Annotated in this window: 18 protein-coding genes; 12 read left to right on the forward strand and 6 right to left on the reverse strand. The window is 44.8% G+C overall.

The features are described 5' to 3' along the window. Positions 1 to 165: 165 nt before the first annotated feature. Positions 166 to 726 carry a hypothetical protein gene (locus NI461_RS11800; RefSeq protein WP_151204731.1) on the reverse strand — a complete coding sequence of 187 codons (561 nt, stop codon included), beginning with the start codon at positions 724 to 726 and terminating at the stop codon, positions 166 to 168. 85 nt (positions 727 to 811) lie between these two features. Beyond that, positions 812 to 2,986: a YccS family putative transporter gene (gene yccS / locus NI461_RS11805; RefSeq protein ID WP_151204732.1), complete on the reverse strand. Its 2,175-nt coding sequence runs from the start codon at positions 2,984 to 2,986 to the stop codon at positions 812 to 814. 179 nt (positions 2,987 to 3,165) lie between these two features. Here yccS and NI461_RS11810 point away from each other — a divergent pair, with 179 nt between their 5' ends. Continuing rightward, positions 3,166 to 4,320, forward strand: coding sequence for a multidrug effflux MFS transporter (locus NI461_RS11810; protein ID WP_253157373.1), 1,155 nt, complete (start codon positions 3,166 to 3,168; stop codon positions 4,318 to 4,320). A gap of 94 nt (positions 4,321 to 4,414) precedes the next feature. Here NI461_RS11810 and NI461_RS11815 read toward each other — a convergent pair whose 3' ends face one another. Beyond that, entirely contained in the window at positions 4,415 to 5,122 is a 708-nt protein-coding gene (locus NI461_RS11815; protein WP_253157375.1) for a nitroreductase, read from the reverse strand. An 885-nt stretch (positions 5,123 to 6,007) separates the two neighbouring features. On the opposite strand from NI461_RS11815, the gene gltS reads away from it, so the two are divergent. Next, positions 6,008 to 7,246 (forward strand): sodium/glutamate symporter, encoded by a 1,239-nt coding sequence (gene gltS, locus NI461_RS11820; RefSeq protein ID WP_151204259.1) that lies wholly within the window; start codon positions 6,008 to 6,010, stop codon positions 7,244 to 7,246. A 223-nt stretch (positions 7,247 to 7,469) separates the two neighbouring features. Here the strand turns inward: gltS and chrA are convergent, their stop codons facing one another. Then, positions 7,470 to 8,678 carry a chromate efflux transporter gene (chrA, locus tag NI461_RS11825; protein WP_253157377.1) on the reverse strand — a complete coding sequence of 403 codons (1,209 nt, stop codon included), beginning with the start codon at positions 8,676 to 8,678 and terminating at the stop codon, positions 7,470 to 7,472. A gap of 122 nt (positions 8,679 to 8,800) precedes the next feature. On the opposite strand from chrA, the gene NI461_RS11830 reads away from it, so the two are divergent. The 6 genes from NI461_RS11830 to NI461_RS11855 all read left to right on the forward strand — a co-directional run bounded on the left by NI461_RS11830 (position 8,801) and on the right by NI461_RS11855 (position 13,934). After that, complete coding sequence (locus NI461_RS11830; protein ID WP_253157379.1) at positions 8,801 to 9,790, forward strand: patatin-like phospholipase family protein; 990 nt, start codon at positions 8,801 to 8,803, stop codon at positions 9,788 to 9,790. A 335-nt stretch (positions 9,791 to 10,125) separates the two neighbouring features. Continuing rightward, complete coding sequence (locus NI461_RS11835; protein WP_151204262.1) at positions 10,126 to 10,308, forward strand: hypothetical protein; 183 nt, start codon at positions 10,126 to 10,128, stop codon at positions 10,306 to 10,308. Positions 10,309 to 10,592: 284 nt separating this feature from the next. After that, positions 10,593 to 11,114 (forward strand): acyl-CoA thioesterase, encoded by a 522-nt coding sequence (locus NI461_RS11840; protein WP_151204263.1) that lies wholly within the window; start codon positions 10,593 to 10,595, stop codon positions 11,112 to 11,114. Positions 11,115 to 11,235: 121 nt separating this feature from the next. Next, a complete protein-coding gene (locus tag NI461_RS11845) occupies positions 11,236 to 11,808 on the forward strand; it encodes a TetR/AcrR family transcriptional regulator (protein WP_151204264.1) in 573 nt (190 codons plus the stop codon). 26 nt (positions 11,809 to 11,834) lie between these two features. Next, entirely contained in the window at positions 11,835 to 13,025 is a 1,191-nt protein-coding gene (locus NI461_RS11850; protein WP_253157381.1) for an MFS transporter, read from the forward strand. Between the two features lie 15 nt (positions 13,026 to 13,040). Further along, positions 13,041 to 13,934: a LysR substrate-binding domain-containing protein gene (locus NI461_RS11855; protein ID WP_253157383.1), complete on the forward strand. Its 894-nt coding sequence runs from the start codon at positions 13,041 to 13,043 to the stop codon at positions 13,932 to 13,934. 812 nt (positions 13,935 to 14,746) lie between these two features. Here NI461_RS11855 and NI461_RS11860 read toward each other — a convergent pair. Together NI461_RS11860 and NI461_RS11865 are read right to left on the reverse strand one after the other, a co-directional pair. Beyond that, on the reverse strand, positions 14,747 to 16,354 hold the full coding sequence (locus tag NI461_RS11860) for a bifunctional 3-(3-hydroxy-phenyl)propionate/3-hydroxycinnamic acid hydroxylase (RefSeq protein WP_253157385.1): 1,608 nt from the start codon (positions 16,352 to 16,354) through the stop codon (positions 14,747 to 14,749). A gap of 344 nt (positions 16,355 to 16,698) precedes the next feature. Next, the gene (locus NI461_RS11865) at positions 16,699 to 16,911 is read right to left on the reverse strand and encodes a hypothetical protein (protein ID WP_253157387.1); all 213 of its coding nucleotides are present in this window, start codon (positions 16,909 to 16,911) and stop codon (positions 16,699 to 16,701) included. Positions 16,912 to 17,300: 389 nt separating this feature from the next. Between NI461_RS11865 and NI461_RS11870 the strand changes: the two genes are divergently transcribed. From NI461_RS11870 to NI461_RS11885, 4 genes are all read left to right on the forward strand, one after another. After that, a complete protein-coding gene (locus NI461_RS11870) occupies positions 17,301 to 18,320 on the forward strand; it encodes a GTP-binding protein (RefSeq protein ID WP_174660185.1) in 1,020 nt (339 codons plus the stop codon). An 83-nt stretch (positions 18,321 to 18,403) separates the two neighbouring features. Continuing rightward, the gene (locus tag NI461_RS11875) at positions 18,404 to 18,934 is read left to right on the forward strand and encodes a YaeQ family protein (RefSeq protein WP_174660184.1); all 531 of its coding nucleotides are present in this window, start codon (positions 18,404 to 18,406) and stop codon (positions 18,932 to 18,934) included. A gap of 87 nt (positions 18,935 to 19,021) precedes the next feature. Beyond that, positions 19,022 to 19,645, forward strand: a complete 624-nt coding sequence (locus NI461_RS11880; protein ID WP_253157389.1) for an MgtC/SapB family protein — start codon at positions 19,022 to 19,024, stop codon at positions 19,643 to 19,645. Positions 19,646 to 19,727: 82 nt separating this feature from the next. Continuing rightward, positions 19,728 to 20,069: an FKBP-type peptidyl-prolyl cis-trans isomerase gene (locus NI461_RS11885; protein ID WP_151204272.1), complete on the forward strand. Its 342-nt coding sequence runs from the start codon at positions 19,728 to 19,730 to the stop codon at positions 20,067 to 20,069. Positions 20,070 to 20,190 lie beyond the last annotated feature (121 nt).

The following is a 20,190-nucleotide window of genomic DNA, read 5'->3' on the forward strand; positions in this document are numbered from 1 at the left end:
GGCTGCTGTAGTGGCTTATTGTTTGAATCCCAATAAGCCAACTTTCCAAAATATGTTAAAAGGCTAAGTGGATTTCATCGAACTCAGGTTAGGTAATTTTTTATAAAAAAATATTGTAAAAAAACCTCCATGCCCGGGCAGGAGGTTTTTGAGCTTCACTTCTATTTAGATCTGCTTCGGCTCGCCCACTTCAGCTTGTAGATGTTTGCGGATGGTGGCAAAAGAGAAATTCTTGCTGTCCATACGTTTTGGCAGAATATAGGCACCTTGTTGGCCCTTTACCTTGAAATTGACTAGGATAAATTCAGGGGTGTTATACCACTCGTAAATATCTTTCCAGCCAATTGCACCCACACCTTCCTGCATGCCCATTTTCTGGCGCATCACGAGGCCATGCGGTTGTACGCCTAGACGAATGCCCTTGATTTCCTGAACTGGAAATTCATTCATCTTGCGTTTGACATACCATTCCATGCCAAATGTACGAATCAGGTAGTACAGCACCACACAGACAATCGCCACCCAGCAGAAGACGGTCGAATAGTTCTTGAGCAGAATAATACCCAGAATGGAAAGGGCCACAATAACACCCATGATCAGCCAGGCTTTCATGCCAATTTTATTGGTGCTACGCCAGATCGTCAGCTGAGCATGGCGCTGCTCTGCTTCTGAAATTTCATAGTTCACAGGCTGTAGGGTATAAGCGTATAAATTTTTCGCGGTCATAATGAAATTAACAGATTTAAAACTTTAAAAAGTTTAGCATTAATTGGATGCATTCAGTGAGTATATTGTTCCAAAATCAGTCAAATTATAGGGAAGCCAGTTCGGTAGCCTGTTGATCGTGCTCATGGCTTAAACTTTGCTTTAACTGACTGAGTTGATTCAGAATACTAAAGATCAGCGACAGTTGCTGTAAGATGATCAATGACTTTTGGTCATCTTCCCGATTGTCGGACAGGCGCTGACGAATATCCAGCAGCATCTTGGGAGCACTCAGATCCGGCATTTCATCATGCAGCAATGCACCGTGAATATCGATCAGCGCCTTGTCGAGCAAGTCCAAAATATCCTGATCCTGAATTTTTTCCCGATGCGCACCCAAGGCCGCAATATAGCTGATAAAGGTATGGTTCAGGCATAAGAACTCAAAAGCCAGTGATTTTTGCTGCGGATCGAAGTCGGGTTCAGTGGCCAAGGTTGAAATCAGCGAAGCCACTTCAGCATCGGTATTATGCGCAGCGCGGCGCACCACCCGATATTTCAGGCCATTATTGCGTCCTGACTTATACTGTTCAATTACTTCGCCCAGATAATCACACTCGGCTTGTAGGGTACGATTGATGCTGCGCGGTAGACGACGGAATTTCCAGTCGGGGAAGATAAAGCTCACCCCAAACCAGGCAATCGCACAGCCAATCAGGGTGTCGATCATGCGCGGGAAGGCTGCGGCAAAGCCCATTCCATCCAGGTTAAAGTTAATCAGGGCCAAAATGGTAATAAAGGCCGTGGCCTGAGCATACTGTTTGCTGCGTAATTCAAAGAATAAAATACCACTGATGACCAGCAGTAATAACTGTCCTTCTACTGACGGCACAAAATACAAAATCGCATAACCCAGCGTAATACCGGCCAGCGTCCCAATAATGCGTAAACGTAAGCGGCGCTTGGTGGCGTTAAAGTTAGGCTGGCTGACAAACAGGGCCGTCAGCAGAATCCAGTAACCGTATTCAATATCGGTTAGCTGCACAAAGATATAACTGATCAGCAGCACAATCGACAGGCGAATGGCATGCCGGAACAGCACGGATTCAGGTGTCAGATGCTGCTTGATCCGTATTTTAATATCCTCCCAGCCTTTAAGATCATCATCTTTCAGCTGGTGGTCAATATACTTGGCCCGGTCAAATTTGATATGACGCTCAGTTTCCAGATTACGCAGCTGGGCATCAATCGACTTCAGGTTTTGATAGAGCGAAAATAAGGCATTTACCCAGACCTGATCATATTGCTGTTCTTGTCGTAGCTTTTCCAGAGACTGTCTCAGATTGCCAAAGGCATGTTTGAAACGCTTGTTATGTACATAGGTGGTGCGGAGCTGAATACTATCCGCCAGGTCCTTACAGGCTTTGGCCTGTAGGGACAGGATGCGTTGAAAACGAAACAGCACATCACTGTGTTCAAACAGCTTGGCCAGTTTCTGGTAGTCAATATGTGCCGAATCGGCCCGCTCATGAATATCCTGCGCGACAAAATAGTATTGCAGGCTGCGGCGGGTGTCCTTCTGCCCACGGTCACCTTTCAGGCGGGTTAACAGCACTGTTTTCATTTCATTAAAAATCGAAATGAGTTTGCCATTTTCCAGAGATAGCTCAATGATACTCTGCTGATAGCTATTCGGGGTCATGTCGACATCAAACAGATTGGACTTGGCATATAGAAAGTCACCCAGTGAGGCATAGCATTTGGCCAGACTATCCTGCGCACGATGCGCCGGAAAGAAGAGAAAGCTTAAGGTGGAGAGCAGACCATACCACATGGCCCCAATCACCAATAAGCCGGCCTGCACATACCAGCCATCAAACAGGTCAACGCCCAGCATGGAATAGACGGACACCACCAGACAGCCATACGAAATTGTGGCATAACGCCGTCCCAGTGAACCGAGCAGAATCAGGGCTATACAGGAGACAATTAAAGCCAGCGCAAACAGAATCGGATAAGGAAATAGTAGATACACACCAACAGCGGTTATAAAGAAACCGAGATAGGTATACAGTTGATTCAGGATGCGCACCGAAAAGCGGTCATCAATATCGCTTAAGCCAGCTGCTACCACTCCCAAGGTGAGGGGAATAGTCATTAATTGCTGCCCCATAAAATAGGGCACAAAGGCTGTGCCTATAAACGCGACCAGCATACGCAGGTTATACATCAAGGTCGTATTATAAGTGGTGCGTTTAAGATGATTAAGCCAAGATTTCAACGGTGATCCTTTATCCTTCGGTCTGGTGTGGGGGAGAGTGAATATTCGCGTAAAAATGCGATCTCGATAACATTTAATTTCCATATAAATCATACTATGTGCTGTGTTAACTTGTCTGCATTCATCGCGTTAAATCTTAAATCATGAACTCAAGCAATACAGTACAGTAGCCTTATCGTATGTCCTGGATTATTTTATTGGCTTCGCTGACTGCATTGGGGCCTTTATCCATTGATATGTATCTGTCTGCCTTGCCAGAAATGGCCGCAGACTTTGGGGTCAGTACCCAGATGGTCGCTAACAGTTTACCTGCCTATTTTCTGGGGCTGGCGCTTGGGCAGCTGATTTATGGTCCGATCAGTGACCGGGTTGGACGTAAGCCGCCGCTGTATTTCGGGCTCTGTCTTTATATTGTGGCGAGCGTGTTGTGTATCTTTGCCCAGAATGAGTGGAGCCTGATTGCAGCGCGGATTTTGCAGGCCTTAGGCGGCTGTGTAGGCGTGGTCATGGTGCGTGCTGCGATTCGTGACCGTCTGGATATGCAGTCGGCCGCTCAAGCTTTTGCCAGCATGATGATTGTGACCAGTATCGCACCGATTGTTGCACCCAGCTTGGGCGCTTGGGTTTTGATTTTTTATGATTGGCACATGATCTTTGTGGTCCTCATGATGAGTGGCCTGTTTATGCTGGCTTGCGTACATTTTCTGTTTGAAGAAACGCTAAAGCCGGAACAGCAGCTGAAACTGAACTTTCAGCAGGTATTAAGTCTGTACCGTACCATTTTTCAGGACGAGAGTTTTCGGCATCCAATGCTGGTAGGCTGTCTGTCGGGTGGCATCATGTTCAGTTATATCAGTGCCTCTTCGGCTATTTTTATGGACCGTTACCAGCTGAGTGAACAGCAGTTTGCCTATGCATTTGGAGTAAATGCGATGGGGATCATGTTATCTTCAGCGCTTAATAAACATCTGGTGGGACGTTTCTCGATACGCGAGCGACTTCAACTGGGACTATGGCTACAAGCCCTTGGGGTGAGTGCTTTACTCATTATGGGGCTGCTGGATACTCAGTCAGTCGTTCCCGTTCTGGTCGCCCTGTTTTTGGTCGTGGCGGCAGTGGGTTTTACCGGTCCTAATGCGATGGCACTGGCCATGTCCGAACAGGGCGCGCGAGCGGGCACCGCCAGTGCCATTATCGGCAGTATGCAATTTACCTGCGGCTTGTTGGGTGGGGTTTTACTCAACTTTTTACTCTGGAATGCATTATTGAATATGGCTTTGGTGATGACCTTGCTGGTGTGTATTGCAATACGGATGCAGTTTAAATTAGCCTGAGCAATCGAGCCTAAAGAAGGCATCAAAGCGGTGGAGTGTAAAAAAAAGCCAAGGGCTTTGTCCCTGGCTTTTTGAGTAAAACAAAACTTCTTAATCAGTGATTTAAAAATACTGCGAATTCCTCTACCGGAACACGCGGTGTGATATAGCTGTTGATAATATGATCAGGGTCGGCATAACCCAGCGCCATGCCACAAATCAGTTCTTCCTCTTGTCCTGCACCGACCACTTCCAGCACAAGCTGATTAAAAGGATTCCAGGCAGCTTGTGGACAGGTATCCAGGCCACGCGCTTTGGCGGCAATCATGACATTTTGGATCATCATGGAAACATCCATTTTAGAGCCGATGCCCAGCGCCTTATGTAAAGTAAAGAAGAGCCCTACCGGTGCATCAAACAGTTCATAATTTCGCAGCTGTTGACGAGCCATCTTCTCTTTTTCGCCTTTTTGAATGTTGAGCAGGCCATATAAGCCCCAGCCATTTTCACGACGACGTTCTATAAAAGGCGAAAACCATTGCTGCGGATAATAGGAGAAAGTTTCGCCATAGTGTTCTGCTAGCGCAGGATTAGCCTGTAATTCGATTTGCGCCTGACACACCTGTTGTACCAGTTCATCCCGCTTCTTGCCTGTCAGCACATACACTTTCCAGGGCTGGATATTGGTTCCTGAAGGTGCACGACTCGCAACGGTTAAAATATCTTTGAGCAGCTCGGTGCTGACCGGCGTATCTAAAAAAGCACGCACGGAATGACGTGAGCAAATGGTGTGGTCTACTGCACGAACGAGGTTTTGATCCATTTTGATATCCAATCTTATATCCTTACGATTTTGAATGACTATAAACTAAACAAACAGTTTGGTGGGCACAAAGTGAATAACGTGATGAGCTGTTATAATTTTTTTCATTCTGAGGGGAATTAAAATGCCTGTTTCAAGAGCTAAATCTCCTGATTTTTTAAGTGATCTATTAGGGTCATAATATGCAGGATAAACTGCTGCAAGCTCTTATAAGCGGCTGAAAGCGTGATAACAGGCATCTCTTGAGGCCTTTAAGCTCCTGGAAAGTTCCAGATGGTAGACGACTAAAGTAGCCAGAAGATCAAATTTGAATGTAGAGATTAAGAGTTTATTTGAATTAATAAATGCTAAATTTTATATAAGAAATAATAACTTATAATAATTTTTTATAGGTGATTTAACTATTTCTAATAAAAAATAATAAAACTTTATACAAAGAAACAGCATAATGTGCGACTTTTCATCTGAATACATGTGCTTTGAAGAAATTCAGCTTTACATGGCTAAGATCTACTTAAAATAAAGTTATTCCAAACGGCTTATTTTAAGCCAATTAGGTTGAAAGCGCTCAGAAAAATGTAAAATATTTTTGGGTAGTAAATGACAGTGATTCATCAGCTTTCATATAATTAACTGCTCGTTTTGAGCAGGCATGAAGTTGAAAGACAGGCTGTTTTTTCGCTTTTATAAATCTCTCATTTATTGAATATGATCATCATGATGATATTCATAAGTTTGAAAGGGATGATTAAGCGTTTTGTGATTCTAAAAGTGAGAGATGACTTCGAGGCATTTCTGGCGTAGTCATCGTAGGTTGCAAGCAGACTGCAACATAAAGTGACTTTTAGAACGACAAAAAACTCCAGATCATCTTGGGCAAAAATTATGGATTTTACTTTTAACGCATTTTATACCTTGATCGCGGCAGCTATCGTGCTGTTACTCGGACGTTTCCTGGTCAATAAAATCGAATTCTTAAAACGTTACAACATTCCTGAGCCTGTAGCAGGTGGTCTGGTTGCAGCGATTCTCTCATTGCTGGTACACACATTCTGGGGTTATAGCATTACCACAAGTGCCCAATTGCAAACCAGTTTTATGCTAATTTTCTTCTCCTCAATCGGTCTGAGCGCCAACTTTTCCAAACTACGTGAAGGCGGGATTGGGCTGGTGATCTTCCTGATGGCGATTTCTACATTCATTGTGATACAAAACGTCGTAGGGATCAGTCTGGCGACCTTGCTGGGCATCGATCCGCTGATTGGTCTGATTGCGGGTTCAATTACCTTGACCGGGGGACATGGTACAGCAGGAGCATGGGGTGAAATTCTGGAAGTTCAGCACGGTATTCAGGGTGCGCTTGCACTGGGAATGGCCAGTGCGACTTTTGGCCTGATTATTGGCGGAATCATTGGTGGACCTTTGGCTAGGCTTCTGATTAACCGTCACAATCTGGCGACTGAGCGTACCAACCAGCAGATTGAAAAGCGCAACAATACCCCGATGGATATTAATTCTACGGAATATATTCCATTTGAATATCCACATCAGGTACGTCTGATTACCGCGGATAACGCAATTACAACGCTAGGCCTGTTTGCCGGTTGTCTGGCATTTGCAGAATTTATGACCGGTTTTAGCCGAGGGACGGCATTCGAGCTGCCGACTTTCGTATGGGCGCTGGCAGGCGGTGTGATTTTGCGTAATGTGCTGGAAGGTATTTTTAAAGTTCAGGTCTTTGACCGGGCGATTGATGTTTTTGGAAATGCGTCCTTGTCGCTTTATCTGGCGATGGCATTGCTTTCTTTAAAACTCTGGCAACTGGCAGATCTTGCAGGACCATTGATGGTGATTTTGGGGGCGCAGACCTTAACTATGGCCTTATATGCAGGTTTCATTACCTTCCGTGTGATGGGTAAAAACTATGATGCTGCGGTACTGGCAGCCGGTCACTGTGGTTTTGGCATGGGGGCGACTCCGACTGCGGTAGCCAACATGCAGGCGATCACCAATACCTATGGCCCATCGCATAAGGCGTTCCTGATTGTGCCGCTATGTGGTGCATTCTTTGTTGACCTGATCAATGCAACGGTCATTCAGATGATTCTAAAGTTCTTTATATAATTTTTTGTATACAAAACTTTGGGAATGCAGATCGGTTAATGGAAATAATGACCAGTATGTACCTGATTGCAATTTTGTTAATCAAGGCGCAGAGCGAACTGTTCCAGCATGGCTATTCTGCTAAACACCAAGATCAAGTCAATTTAAAGAGCTGCTAAAACTTGGCAGCAAAAGCCCCGACTGGTTCGGGGCTTTTTTACTGGCTGGAAATAGGAAAAGAGATTTAAAAATAGTGGAGATAGCCCTGATAGATGATAAAACCGCTGATCAGGCTCGCCCAGACCGGCAATTTGGAACGAAGCAATAACATCATGAGGAGGACAAATAGCAGATCCGACCAAGAGCTGAAAGAACGCTGCGACAGATCGAGCAATAAATACAATAACAAACCCACCACAGCTGCATTGATGCCACTAACTGCCCGCTGAATATAGCGTTGTTGCATCAGCCAGGACCAGTAAGGCAGGGCGGCAAAGACCAGCAAAAACGAGGGCAGAAAAATCGCACAAGTGGCAAGAAGGGCATTGAGCCAGGGAAAGGCTGTCCATGGAAGCAAGGCACCCACATAACTGGCAAAGCTAAACAGGGGACCGGGCATCAGCTGGGCGAAGGCATAACCCAAGTCAAATGACGGCCCGGAAACTAGATGTGTGGCCACGAAATCCTGATAGAGCAGTGGTAAAACCACATGGCCTCCCCCAAAGACCAAGGAACCGGTCTGATAGAAATCTGCGAAAAATTGCAGACTTTTCCATTCAGTGAAGTGGACAATAAGCGGAAGCAGTAAAAAGGGCGCGATAAAGATAAGCAGCCAATAAGGTGCAGCAGACTTTCTGGCAAATGCTGAATCAATGGCTGGAGCATGCTCTGCATTTGGCTGTTGAGCAGACGCTGGCCCAGACCTGGCCATGAGCAGGCCACTGATGGCTCCCAGCAGAATTACTAAAAGCTGGTTAAAACTGACGCTGATCACCACAAGCAAAAGGGTCGAGATCAGCACCACGGCATATTGCCAGGCCGTTTTACAGAGACTGTTCAACATCTGCCAGAACGCCCAGGCGATCACAGCGAAAACCACGAGTTGCAGGGTGTGAAAGCTATTTGCATCTAAGATATAAAAATAATGCTGTTCTAGCAGTGCAATGCCTGTCATGAGCATCGCAGAAGGGAGGGTGAATCCCAGCCAGGCCATCAATGCGCCGGCATAACCTCGCTGTAGATAACCAATGGAAAGACCGACCTGACTGCTACTTGGACCCGGAAGCAGATGGGCCAGCGCTACCAGCTGACCATATAGCGGGTCGTCTATCCACTTTAACTGCATGACAAATTTACGGTGAAAAAATACCAGATGGGCGGCAGGTCCGCCAAAGGAAACACAGCCAAGTTGTAGGAAAATCAGGAAAATCTGGTATAACGAAGGTCGAGTCATACAGTTGCTGCAAAAATATAGATAAGCTAAGCCAACTGTATGACAGTTTTACGAAATTCTACAGATTATTTGCGCATGTGTTTATACACTATGCTGTTTTGGGTGAGGAAGGTCTTCGCTACATGCAGAATTATGTATTGAGTCTGGTCATTATAAGTGTGGTGGTGCTTGGTGGTTGCCAAACTGTGCCCATGACATCTTTGACCAATCATTTACAGTCTGCTGTCATTATAGAAGCCCAGTCACGTCCACATCTCATTAATTTCTGGAAGATAAAAAAAACCGAACAGCGGCCGATTGTTGCCCTGGTCTTAGGTAGTGGCGGGGCGCGTGGGTATGCGCATATTGGTGCGATTGAGGTGCTGGAGCAGGCGGGCATCCGTCCCGACTTTATTGTAGGTACCAGTGCCGGCAGTCTGGTCGGATCCATCTATGCCAGCGGTAAGCCGGCAATTGAATTACGCAATATTGCCCTTAACATGAAAGCGAATGATGTCCGGGACATCCGTTTGGACCTGAAAGGCTTCTTTGATGGTAAAAAGGTCGAAGACTATGTCAATCTGCAGGTTGACCAGATGCCGCTGCAGGACATGAAAATTCCAATGTTTGTGGTGGCAACAGCACTTAAAGAAGGCAAAAAGGTGGTCTTTAATTATGGCAATACTGGACAGGCGGTACGTGCATCCGTATCCATTCCGAGCATGTTTATTCCCACGCTGATTCAGGGTCAGGAGTATGTGGATGGCGGGCTAGTGAGTCCGGTACCGGTTAAGGTTGCACGTGAACTCGGCGCCGATATTGTTATCGCCGTGGATATACTGGCACAGCCTATACACACCGAAACCAGCAATGTCTGGGGACTGTTTAACCAGAATATTAATATTATGCAGCAGCGTCTGGCCCATGAAGAGCTGCAATATGCCGATGTCGTCATTCAGCCGGACTTGCGTGAGAAAGGCCATATTTTCGATGTACGCGGTCGGGAAATGACGATGCAGGCCGGAATTGAGGCGACCCAATACAAGCTAACCGAGATTGCCCAAGTTTATCAAAAGCATAATTATATTCGCGGACATCGTATTCCCCAGTTGTTGACCCATGAAGCACAATAACATTTTGGAAAATCAGCCGATCTTTTCCTCTTTTTGAATACGGGATGAAAGCTGTTGGAACTAGATCTCCTCCAGATACTGAGCAGGGCTATCGTTTTTGTCTATGAGCTGATTATCTCCCTCAGCTATTTATTGCTGATATATTCACAAGATATAGAATATAATTAAATACAAGAGATTGAATTATAAAAATATAATGTTTTTATAAAACTCTATTGATGTTAATTTGAACTTTTAACATATTTGTTTATAGACTTAAGTTAAGCAAATATTTCAAAAACATAATCTGCATGCCAGAATGTATTTTAATGAATACTAAAAAATTTGAGAGCTTTATGAATCATATTGAAATTGGACAACACGTTAAACTGGCACAATTTGAATCTTATATTTTCACCGTAACTGCTGTGCATGCAGATGGTTCGGTTGATATTGAAACCACACTTGATGGGCAGCAAATACTCAATTATGAAAAGGTTGCTCGAGAAATGCTCAAACGGGTCGAGGAAGAAAAATAGCTTAAGCATTAAAGTGCTGCTGATTAAAGTCGAGTATTTGCTGATAAAGTGCAATTCAAATATAGGTCGTTTATTTGCCTTAAATAAACTCTTATTTAATTTAAGCTTATTTTCTGCATGCTGAAAATGCGATAGAAATAATTAAATATACTTTTTTCTATATAAAGTAATTTTCTGTATAAATAATTGTGATGTTTTATTTGCCGAATTGAACATTTTATTTATGTTAAAATTGATATAATAATGACCTATATCATTGTCATTCAAAGAGTTCAGAAAAAACGATGACCCTTTTAGATCAAATTGCCCCAGTATCGGATGACCAGTCTGAGTTAACGATGTCCGTTCTGATGACACCAGATATGGCGAATTTTTCAGGAAATGTTCATGGGGGCACCATTCTGAAACTACTGGACCAAGTGGCTTATGCTTGTGCCAGCCGCTATTCGGGCAGTTATGTCGTGACCCTATCTGTAGACAAGGTGAATTTTAAAGAGCCGATTCATGTCGGTGAATTGGTGACTTTCCTGGCCAGTGTGAATCATGTTGGTCGTACTTCTATGGAAATTGGTATTCGTGTAGAAGCACAGAATATTCAAAAACGTACTGTACGTCATACCAATAGCTGTTATTTCACCATGGTTGCAGTTGATGAAAATGGTAAGCCAAAACAGATTCCACCGCTGAAACTCGATAATGACTGGAAACGCTGCCGTTTTGAAGCTGCAGAGCAACGTAAAGTGGCCCGCTTGCAGGAAAATCATCATCCATCCTGCAGCATTTATAAAAAAACTGCCCATAGCTAAATAGTGAAGTTGTCATGAAAAAAGCCTTTTTTTGAAAGGTCTTTTTGATGAAAACCAAATACAGGCTCTAGTCGGGCCTTTATTTTTATCTTAATATGAAACGATACGTATCGTTTCGATTGTGGAGCTTTTAAAGGTGGAAGAAAAATCCTCACGCCGTCAGGACGAGATTTTACAGGCAGTCAAGCAGGCTTTGACTGAAGGTGACTATTCCCAGCTGACTGTTGAAGATATTGCTGCCCGGGCAGGCGTGGGAAAATCAACCATTTATCGCTGGTGGAAACATAAATCGGAACTGGTGCTGGATACTTTCAAGCAGCATACCGCTTCGGTATTTGAACTGAATGCAGAAGAAAGCTTGAGAACCAATTTGATCCAGCAGTTAAGCCTGCTTGCCCAGGCTTTAAATCATCCAGTGGGGCGGGCCTTGCTGGTGGTGATTGCGGATCATCGGGAATTGACGAGTGAGTTTTTTCAGCAGTATTTATTGCCGCGTCGCCAGCAGACCCATGAATTACTGCAACAGGCCATTCAGCGCGGTGAGATCCGGGCAGATTATCCTTTTGATCTGATGCTGGATAGCCTGTATGGCCCGATTCATTATCAGATTATCTTTTTTAACCGGCTGCCGGATGAAGTCTATATTCAGAAGCTGGTCGACCTTGTATTAGCTCCAGTGCTGGTTTCTGTTTGAGCGTGTGACTTTTAAAAGTGGGTGTTATGTCAGTTGCTCCTGAGCGGTTATGGAATCGCTCATTCATTCTTTGCTTGTTGAATAATTTTTTTCTGTTTGTTTATTACTTTGCTTTATTGACCATTTTGCCGATTTATATCATGAAAGATCTGGGCGGAACGGTCAAGGAAGCGGGTTTGGCTTTAACCCTGTTTTTGGCATCTTCTATTGCGATCCGGCCGTTTTCCGGGCTGATCATTGAAAAGCTGGGCAAAAAAGTCTCTCTACGTGCTGCCGGAGTGATCTTTGCCCTGTTTGCCTTTAGTTATCTGCTGGTCGACAGTATGAGCTCCCTGCTGGCAGTCCGGTTTTTTCATGGAATCTGGTTCAGTATTCTGACCACCGTGACGGTACCGATAGCCAACGAATTTATACCGGAGCACTGTAAAGGTGAGGGGATGGGCTATTTTGTGATGTCCACCAATCTGGGAGTGGTCTTTGGGCCGCTTCTGGCGCTGAGCATCATACAAGTGACCAGCTTTCAGGTGCTCTTTGGCCTGCTGGCGGTGATTATTTCCATCGGGCTGATTTTCTGCTGGATGCTGAATATCACGGAACTTCCTCCAGCCACACCGCGAAAGGCGGAAAAATCCAGGTTTAGTCTGCATGATATTCTGGAGTTAAGGGTGCTGGCAGTCAGCTTTGTGGCGCTACTTACGGCATTTTCCTATTCCAGTATCACCAGCTTTATTACGCCTTATAGTGAGTCTAAGCAGCTCTTGGCTTATGCCGGAATATTTTTTATTGTGTTTGCTGTATCGATGCTGCTGGTGCGTCCCTGGGTGGGCAAAATTTATGACCGCAAAGGTCCAAGCGCGGTGATTTATCCTTCGTTTGTTTTTTTCGCAATTGGTCTGCTCATCGTCAGTCTGGTTTCTAATCAGTGGATATTATGGTTGTCAGCAATCTTTATCGGCATCGGCTATGGGTCCTTATTTCCATGCTTGCAAACTCTGGCAATTCAGTCGGTTGAAAAACAGCGCATGGGCCATGCGATTTCGACTTTCTTTACCCTGTTTGATCTCGGTCTGGCTGTGGGGTCGATCGTGATGGGACTGCTGATTGCACAATGGGGCTTTGAACAGACCTATATCTTCTGTGCAATTCTAATCATGCTGACCCTATGGGTTTATCATCAATATGTAGCCAAAAAATACCATGCAATTGTGGGCAGCTAAGAGAGGGACCAGCAGATGGAATTAAGACATTTACGCTATTTTGTGACAGTGGCGAATGAACTGAACTTTACCCGCGCCGCTGAAAAATTAAATACCGTACAACCCTCCTTGAGCCAGCAGATTAAGGACCTGGAACGCGAAGTCGAGGTACAGTTACTCAAACGCAATAACCGTAAAGTGGAGTTGACCGAAGCCGGACAGGCCTTTTTAAAAGAGGCGCTATTGAGTCTGGAACATGCCGAGCGTGCCATACAGCTGGCCAGACAAATCGCCCATGCCAATAAGGACCAGCTCAATATCGGCTTTGTACCTGTGGCGGAAATGAAAGTTTTCCCTTATATCATGCCAACCATCCGGGCACATTTTCCGGAAGTGAAAATCAATTTTCATAGTCTGACAGATGCCCAGCAGTTCAGGGCCTTAAAGAAAGGGGAAATTGATATTGCTTTTACCCGTTATATCGAGAATGCCGAAGAGCTGGAACATGTGCAGATCTTTAGTGAGCCTTTGGCGCTGATTGTGCCCAAAAGTTCCCCGATAGCTGAACAGCGTCATGTCAGTATCAAAAGTCTGAATCAACAGGATTTTATTATCAGTGATGAAGGGGCTTCCCCCCAGCTGTACAAGATCGTGACCGACTTTTTACAACAGTCCAAAATTAATGTGAATGTGGTCCAGCAATCCACCAATATTTTGCTCAATGTTAATCTGGTGGGGATGGGAGTGGGCTGGAGCCTGGTGCCTGCTTATGTGATTCCTCTACTGGGTGACAAGATTGTGGTTAAAAATACCATTGAACCTTTACCGATGATTGACCTGTATGCCAGTTACCGTAAAGGCCAGAAAAATGAATTGATTGAACTGATCCTAAAGATCCTGAATGAACAGTTTTATATGAATCTGTTTTAATTTCTCAATCAGATCTCTTTCATAAATTGCAGATTAGCCTTGAAAATGCAATATCGTGTTGCTGCCATACCTGACTCGGACTTTTAAAGCCGGGTCTTTTTCTTGGGCGATGATTCAAGCCTTGAGTGATTTCTAAGAGATAGTCATCCATCTAGATCTTTAAATCACTGCCTCTTTGAATATATGGCCGGATTAAGCCTTTGGTATTTTCATTCTTGCACAGCTGGCCACGGGTTTCAGAAGCGCCGTATTTTCTGTTTCTCTGATTTCCCAAACCTAGGAGGGGAAAGAGTGTACCGCCCTTATTTTTATCCTGTTAGATGAAGCGATCTGTTTAGGACTGCTTTGAAGCTTAAGACGAGAAATCACCTGGCCTGCCTTTTATCATGGATTTTTTTTAGGACTGGAAACATGAGCTCTTCGCGCTAATTGATGGACCTGTTTGGCAAAACAACCATTTCTTGCTTGCTTCCAATAATTTAATCTCTGTTGCACTTCAGGTGCCAATCTAAGAATTAAAAAACCATCTTTCTATTCAAGTATTTAAATAGATATTGAAAGGCTCCGCGCTATTGAAGATAAATTAAAGCGTTCAGATAGACATCAAGCAATATAAGGCTGGACATGGCTTATATTGAAAATGCTATTTCTAATCAGCTTGCCTTCAAAGATGAGTACGTGTGGTTTAAGGCAGAGCAGCAGTTTGTGTAATTCCCTATTGAGAGAGTGTTAAAAGGCTATTGAAAACTGACGGTTATGAAATGAAGAGACCACGCCAAGGCATGGTCTTCTGTGAGTTCTACTCGAGGAACTTAAACTTGAATCGAAAGCTTGCTGAACAATTGCTGACTGATGCTGTTCAGGGTTTGTGGGATAGCAAGTGCCGCCACAAAACGGTCTGGACGCAAGATCACCACAGATTCAGACGTCTGACCGAACCAAGCACGAATATCTGTACCCATATCACCAATGGTGATGACATGTTCATAGTGCTGACGCTGCGGATTATCCATTTGTATGGCAGGCAGCACCTGAATAAATTTTACGCCCAGCTTTTGCCACTTTTGCAGGTTTTCTGCTGAAAGTCCCCATTTCGGATCTACACCCCAAGCGATGATGGCGAAATCATTCCCGATCACTTCATCCAGCAGAACGGTTTCACCTGATCCCACACGCACCTGCGGCTGGATGAACATTTTACCTACCGGTGAGTTTTTACTGTTGTGTGGAATCAGTGCGCCGTCATGATATTTAGGCATTGGCTTGAAGCGCATTTCCAGCAAGTATTGCTTGATGGGCTTGATATAGTTCAGTGCATAGGCAATCCCGTCACGTACAAAACCTTGCCATTTTTTGGGTGGTGCCAGTACGTGACCCGCCATCACCGACAGATCAATCATGGCCTTTGCATGATCTTTACGTTCAATCTGGTAAGAGTCAAGCAGTGCCGGACCTGCTTTGCCCTGAATGACTAGCGCCATTTTCCAGGCCAGGTTAAAGGCATCACGCATACCGCTGTTATAGCCCTGACCTTGCCATACCGGCATAATGTGGGCAGCATCACCTGCCAGCAAAATACGGTCTACACGGAACTTATCAGCAATACGTGCATTGTGGGTGTAGACACGCTGACGGATCACTTCGATACCATCGGTGGTTGGTAAAACCTTAGATAACAGTTTGGCAATATTTTCAGGCTGGCTGAGTTCTTCTTGGGTCTCACCGGGCATGACCATAAATTCAAAACGGCGAATACCGTGTGGCAAGGCAGCAGACACATAAGGACGCACCGGGTCACAGCATAAATAGATGTGGGGGGTCGCTAGCGGATCATTTTCAATATCAATTACAATCCATTGGTTGGGTGCAGTCTCACCATCAAATGCCACGCCCAGAGTACGGCGGACATAAGAATTACCACCGTCACAGGCAATCAGGTATTGCGCCTGAATGGTTTCTGTACCGCCTTCTTTGGTCTGGACATTTAGTGTTACACCGTCGTCATTCTGGCTAAAGTCAGTCAAATGACGTGAGAAAAGTACTTCAGTTTTTTTGTATTGTTTTAAGCCCTCTAACAGAACACGGTCGACTTGAGGCTGAATAAAGGCATTACGGCGTGAGAAACCAAACTCACGGGTTAAGGGCTGAATATCGGCAAAACAGCGACCTTTAGGTGTTAAAAAACGCATCGCATGGTTGGGTGTGGTATGTGGAAGCACCTGATCGACCAGACCTAAAGACTGAATCGTACGCAGCGACTCATCATCAATCCCAATGGCACGGGGATAATCAATCAAACTATCCAACTGTTCGACCACCGTCACTTGTATGCCTTGTTTGCTCAGGTAATTGGCAAGTGTCAAGCCTACTGGGCCTGCACCTAAAATCGCGACTTCAGTTGTATAATTTGTTTTACCCATAGCGAATATCCATTCAATCCACAATCAATATGGGTCATTAAGGGATAAATCGGGTATTCAGACAAGCTAGGCCATAGTAGGTAATGTGTATTAAATAAATAAAGAAAGGGTTGGATGGTTCAGAATAATTTATTGATTCTAAATGGTTAATTTGTTGTTCTTTAATAGCCGACAGCAATTTTATGATCAATTATGACTATGGTAAATGAACTTTAATCTATAAGAAAAATGCCAAACCCGCTCTCGCGTGGTTCAGCATTCTTTCATAACCAGCCGTATAGACCGAGGCCTACTGGAGTTCTACTGTGCTGGCTATGCTTCTCATTCCGAGGGTTTAGATCAGCTTAACGAGCAGCAGGCGTTGCTGAAGATTGATCTTCTGCAGCAGCTTCAGAAGCCGGTTGTTCTGTAGTTGCACCAGAAGTCGGCATTTCCTGCGTACTGACGATTACTTTTTGTTCTTCAGTCGTGTGTTCAGCTGCTTTTTCTGTTGCTGCAAAGCTGGTGGCTGCTGCTGCAGTTAAAGTGGTTGCAAGTAAAAGTTGTGCATATTTCATGTTGAGTATCCTTGGTTATTTCATTTTTAACATGTCAGCGTGATCATCACACCGGCCTGACAGGAATTCATCCTAAGCAGCGAAAATAGGCCGGGCAAATGAATTAACAAAAGCCGCACACCAGAACGAACTGAGCATTTACAAATCCAAGAAAGTTGTGTGTTTTTTGTTAATTGTATAGGAGAAGCTTAGCAAAAAATGTGTGTAGATATTTCAGAGTTACTTGTTATTGGGTGATTCGGATGGATAAAAAGCAGCAAAAAAAGCTCTGTAAGCAAAAAACGGAGCCATATTTGAATTCCTGTGCTTGTCCATCAGCCTTTTAGTAGATTCATCTTTTATAATGGTCAGCGTTTGCTGTTTTCTATCTCATTTGTTGTGAGTCGATTTTGAAAGTTCTTGCTGCTTCACCTGCTATTCCTGTGCATATTATTTCCGGCTTTTTAGGAGCCGGTAAAACCACCCTGTTAAAACAGCTGCTGGCTCAGAAACCTGAACAGGAGGTTTGGGCGGTGCTGATGAACGAATTTGGTCAGATAGGGGTAGACCAGCAGTTATTAAGTCAGGATGAAGGCTATGCCGTCAAAGAGCTGCTCGGTGGATGTTTGTGCTGTAGCAGCCAGTTACCGATGCAGATCGCCTTATCGCGTCTGCTTTCCGAAGCCAAACCGGACCGGCTGTTTATTGAACCGACTGGTTTAGGTCATCCTGCACAGCTGTTAGAACAACTGACAGAACCGTACTGGCACAGTCAGTTAAAGATGCAGGTGCTGGTTACGGTGGTGGATGGCTCACGTTTGCATGATCAAGCCTGGACCCAGCAATATCTGTATGCCGATCAGTTAAAAGCGGCACAGCTTATCGTGATTTCCCATCCAGACTTGATGGCAAAGGCCGATCATCTGGCACTGCAACATTTAAAAGCCGAATATCAGCCTTATGCCCAGCGCTGGCTGATGGCGGAACAAGGCCAGCTGGACATCACTGAAATCCAGCAGGACTATCAGGGCAGCCCACGCCAGCTGCAACCTTTATTAAAGCTGCGCCCACGGCTCTCCCAAACTGATGAGGCACCTGTAGTTATCCGGCAGTTGCCTTATCATTATGTCGAGCGTGCCCAAGGCTATCAGGTGGCCGGCTGGAAATTTCCAAAACGCTGGCAGTTCGATTTTTATGAATTGCTTGATCTGCTGTGTGAGCAGCAGGACTGGCTCAGAATTAAAGGGATTTTTAATACCCAGCAAGGCTGGAAAAGCTTTAACTTCAACCCGGAGCAGTTTAATTATCAGTCGGCTGAAGAAGGCATTGATAATCGGGTTGAAATTATTTATCAGCAGGATCGGGACTGGCTGGGATTTGAAACTGCCTTATTGCAATGTCGTATTGATCCGGAAAAGAAAGAAGCCTGATAAAAGTCCGCTTCAGGCCCGAATCTGTGCAGCAAAGCCAGAATAAATCTTATATGCTAGGCGCCAAATTTGAGGATAATATTATGGCGTTAAAAGCAACAATTTATAAGGCAGACCTGAATATTGCCGACATGGATCAGCACCACTATGCGGATTATCAGTTGACGATGGCGCAGCATCCTTCAGAAACGATTGAGCGTTTAATGGTGCGAATTTTGGCTTTTGCACGTTATGCCGAGGAAGGGCTGGAATTTACCAAAGACCTGTTTGAAACAGATGAACCCGCCCTGTGGGAAAAAGACCTGACCGGTCAATTATTGAAATGGATTGAGGTCGGCTGTCCGGATGAAGACAAGGTGAAAAAAGCCAGTGCCCGCTGCAAGCAGGTGGCGATTGTGTCTTATGGTACAGCGGTCGATGAATGGTATAAGCGCAACCCAAAACTGAAAACCCTGTCCAATCTTGAAGTCTGGAAACTATCTCCTGTAAGTACAGACGCGATACAGCAATTATGTGCCAGAACCATGCAATTGCAGCTCAATGTCATGGATGGAGAATGGACCTTGATTGGTGATCAGGCACAGGCGGTCATCGAGTGGGAACAGTTACAATAAGCGTCAGGATGGATGCAAGTCTCCACTTGCATCCTGGTCGCAAAATTTCGTATATCTGGGAGGTCGGGTCAGTTCCAGAGTCGAGACATGCCTCATGAGTTGTATGAGCTGCTGCTAGCAGTTGCACTCGGTGCAATTATTGGCGCAGAGCGGGAATATCACAGTAAATCCGCCGGGCTGCGCACTATGATCATGGTCAGCCTGAGCTCCTGCCTGTTTACCATTATTTCCCTGAAAATTGGTGTGGAAAATCCTGACCGGCTGGCAGCTAATGTTTTGACGGGTCTGGGGTTTCTGGGTGCCGGGGTTATATTGAAAGATGAGAACCGGATTTCCGGCATTACCACCGCAACCACCATCTGGATGACGGCTGCGCTGGGTATGGCGGTCGGTGCAGGTTATGCCTTATTAAGTATCTGGACCACGATTATAGTCATGCTGGTGCTGGTATTCCTGCTGTATGTCCAGCGCGGGATTGAATTGCTGAATCAGGAGCGCAGCTATGACATGGTCTGCTGTTTTGAACAGCATAAAATCGACCATTATGAACAACTGTTTAAAGACCATCATCTAAAAGTGATCTATTCTCACCATCAAAAAATGGAAGGACAGATTACTGGGCATTGGGTCTTAATGGGATCGGCCAAAAACCATCAAAAATTGACCCAGTGCTTGCTGCAGGATGAGGAAATTCAGCAGCTCAGCTTTTAGGCCCTTGCCATGAAAGCGCAAGGAATTTGAGTAAATCCGGTTTATACTGCCTGAATTAAATACCAGTTTTGGATGAATGACGATGATCAACGAACTTGAAATTATTGATTTAAAAGTAGGTGAGGGAAAAGAAGCGGTCAAAGGTGCCTTAATTACCACGCACTATACCGGCTGGCTCGAAGATGGAACCAAATTTGACTCATCACTGGATCGCGGAAATTACTTTGAAACCGTGATTGGTACGGGCCGGGTGATTAAGGGCTGGGACCAAGGCATCCTAGGAATGAAAGTGGGTGGCAAACGTAAATTGCGGGTTCCGGCACATCTGGCATATGGCGAACGTAAAATGGGGAAAATCATTCCAGCCAACTCGAATCTGATTTTTGAAATTGAACTGTACGACGTAAAAACCCGTGATGAATAATCGGGCTGCCGATATCCTGTTTTTTAACTCTCTATAAAAAAGACGAAGTCATGGCTTAGGTAGGCTTCGTCGTATTCACTACAAAAAAAAATTGTACTTGTTCTGATTCTACGTAAGATTG

It is taken from the genome of Acinetobacter sp. S4400-12, assembly GCF_024129495.1.
GTDB classification, from domain to species: domain Bacteria; phylum Pseudomonadota; class Gammaproteobacteria; order Pseudomonadales; family Moraxellaceae; genus Acinetobacter; species Acinetobacter lwoffii_C.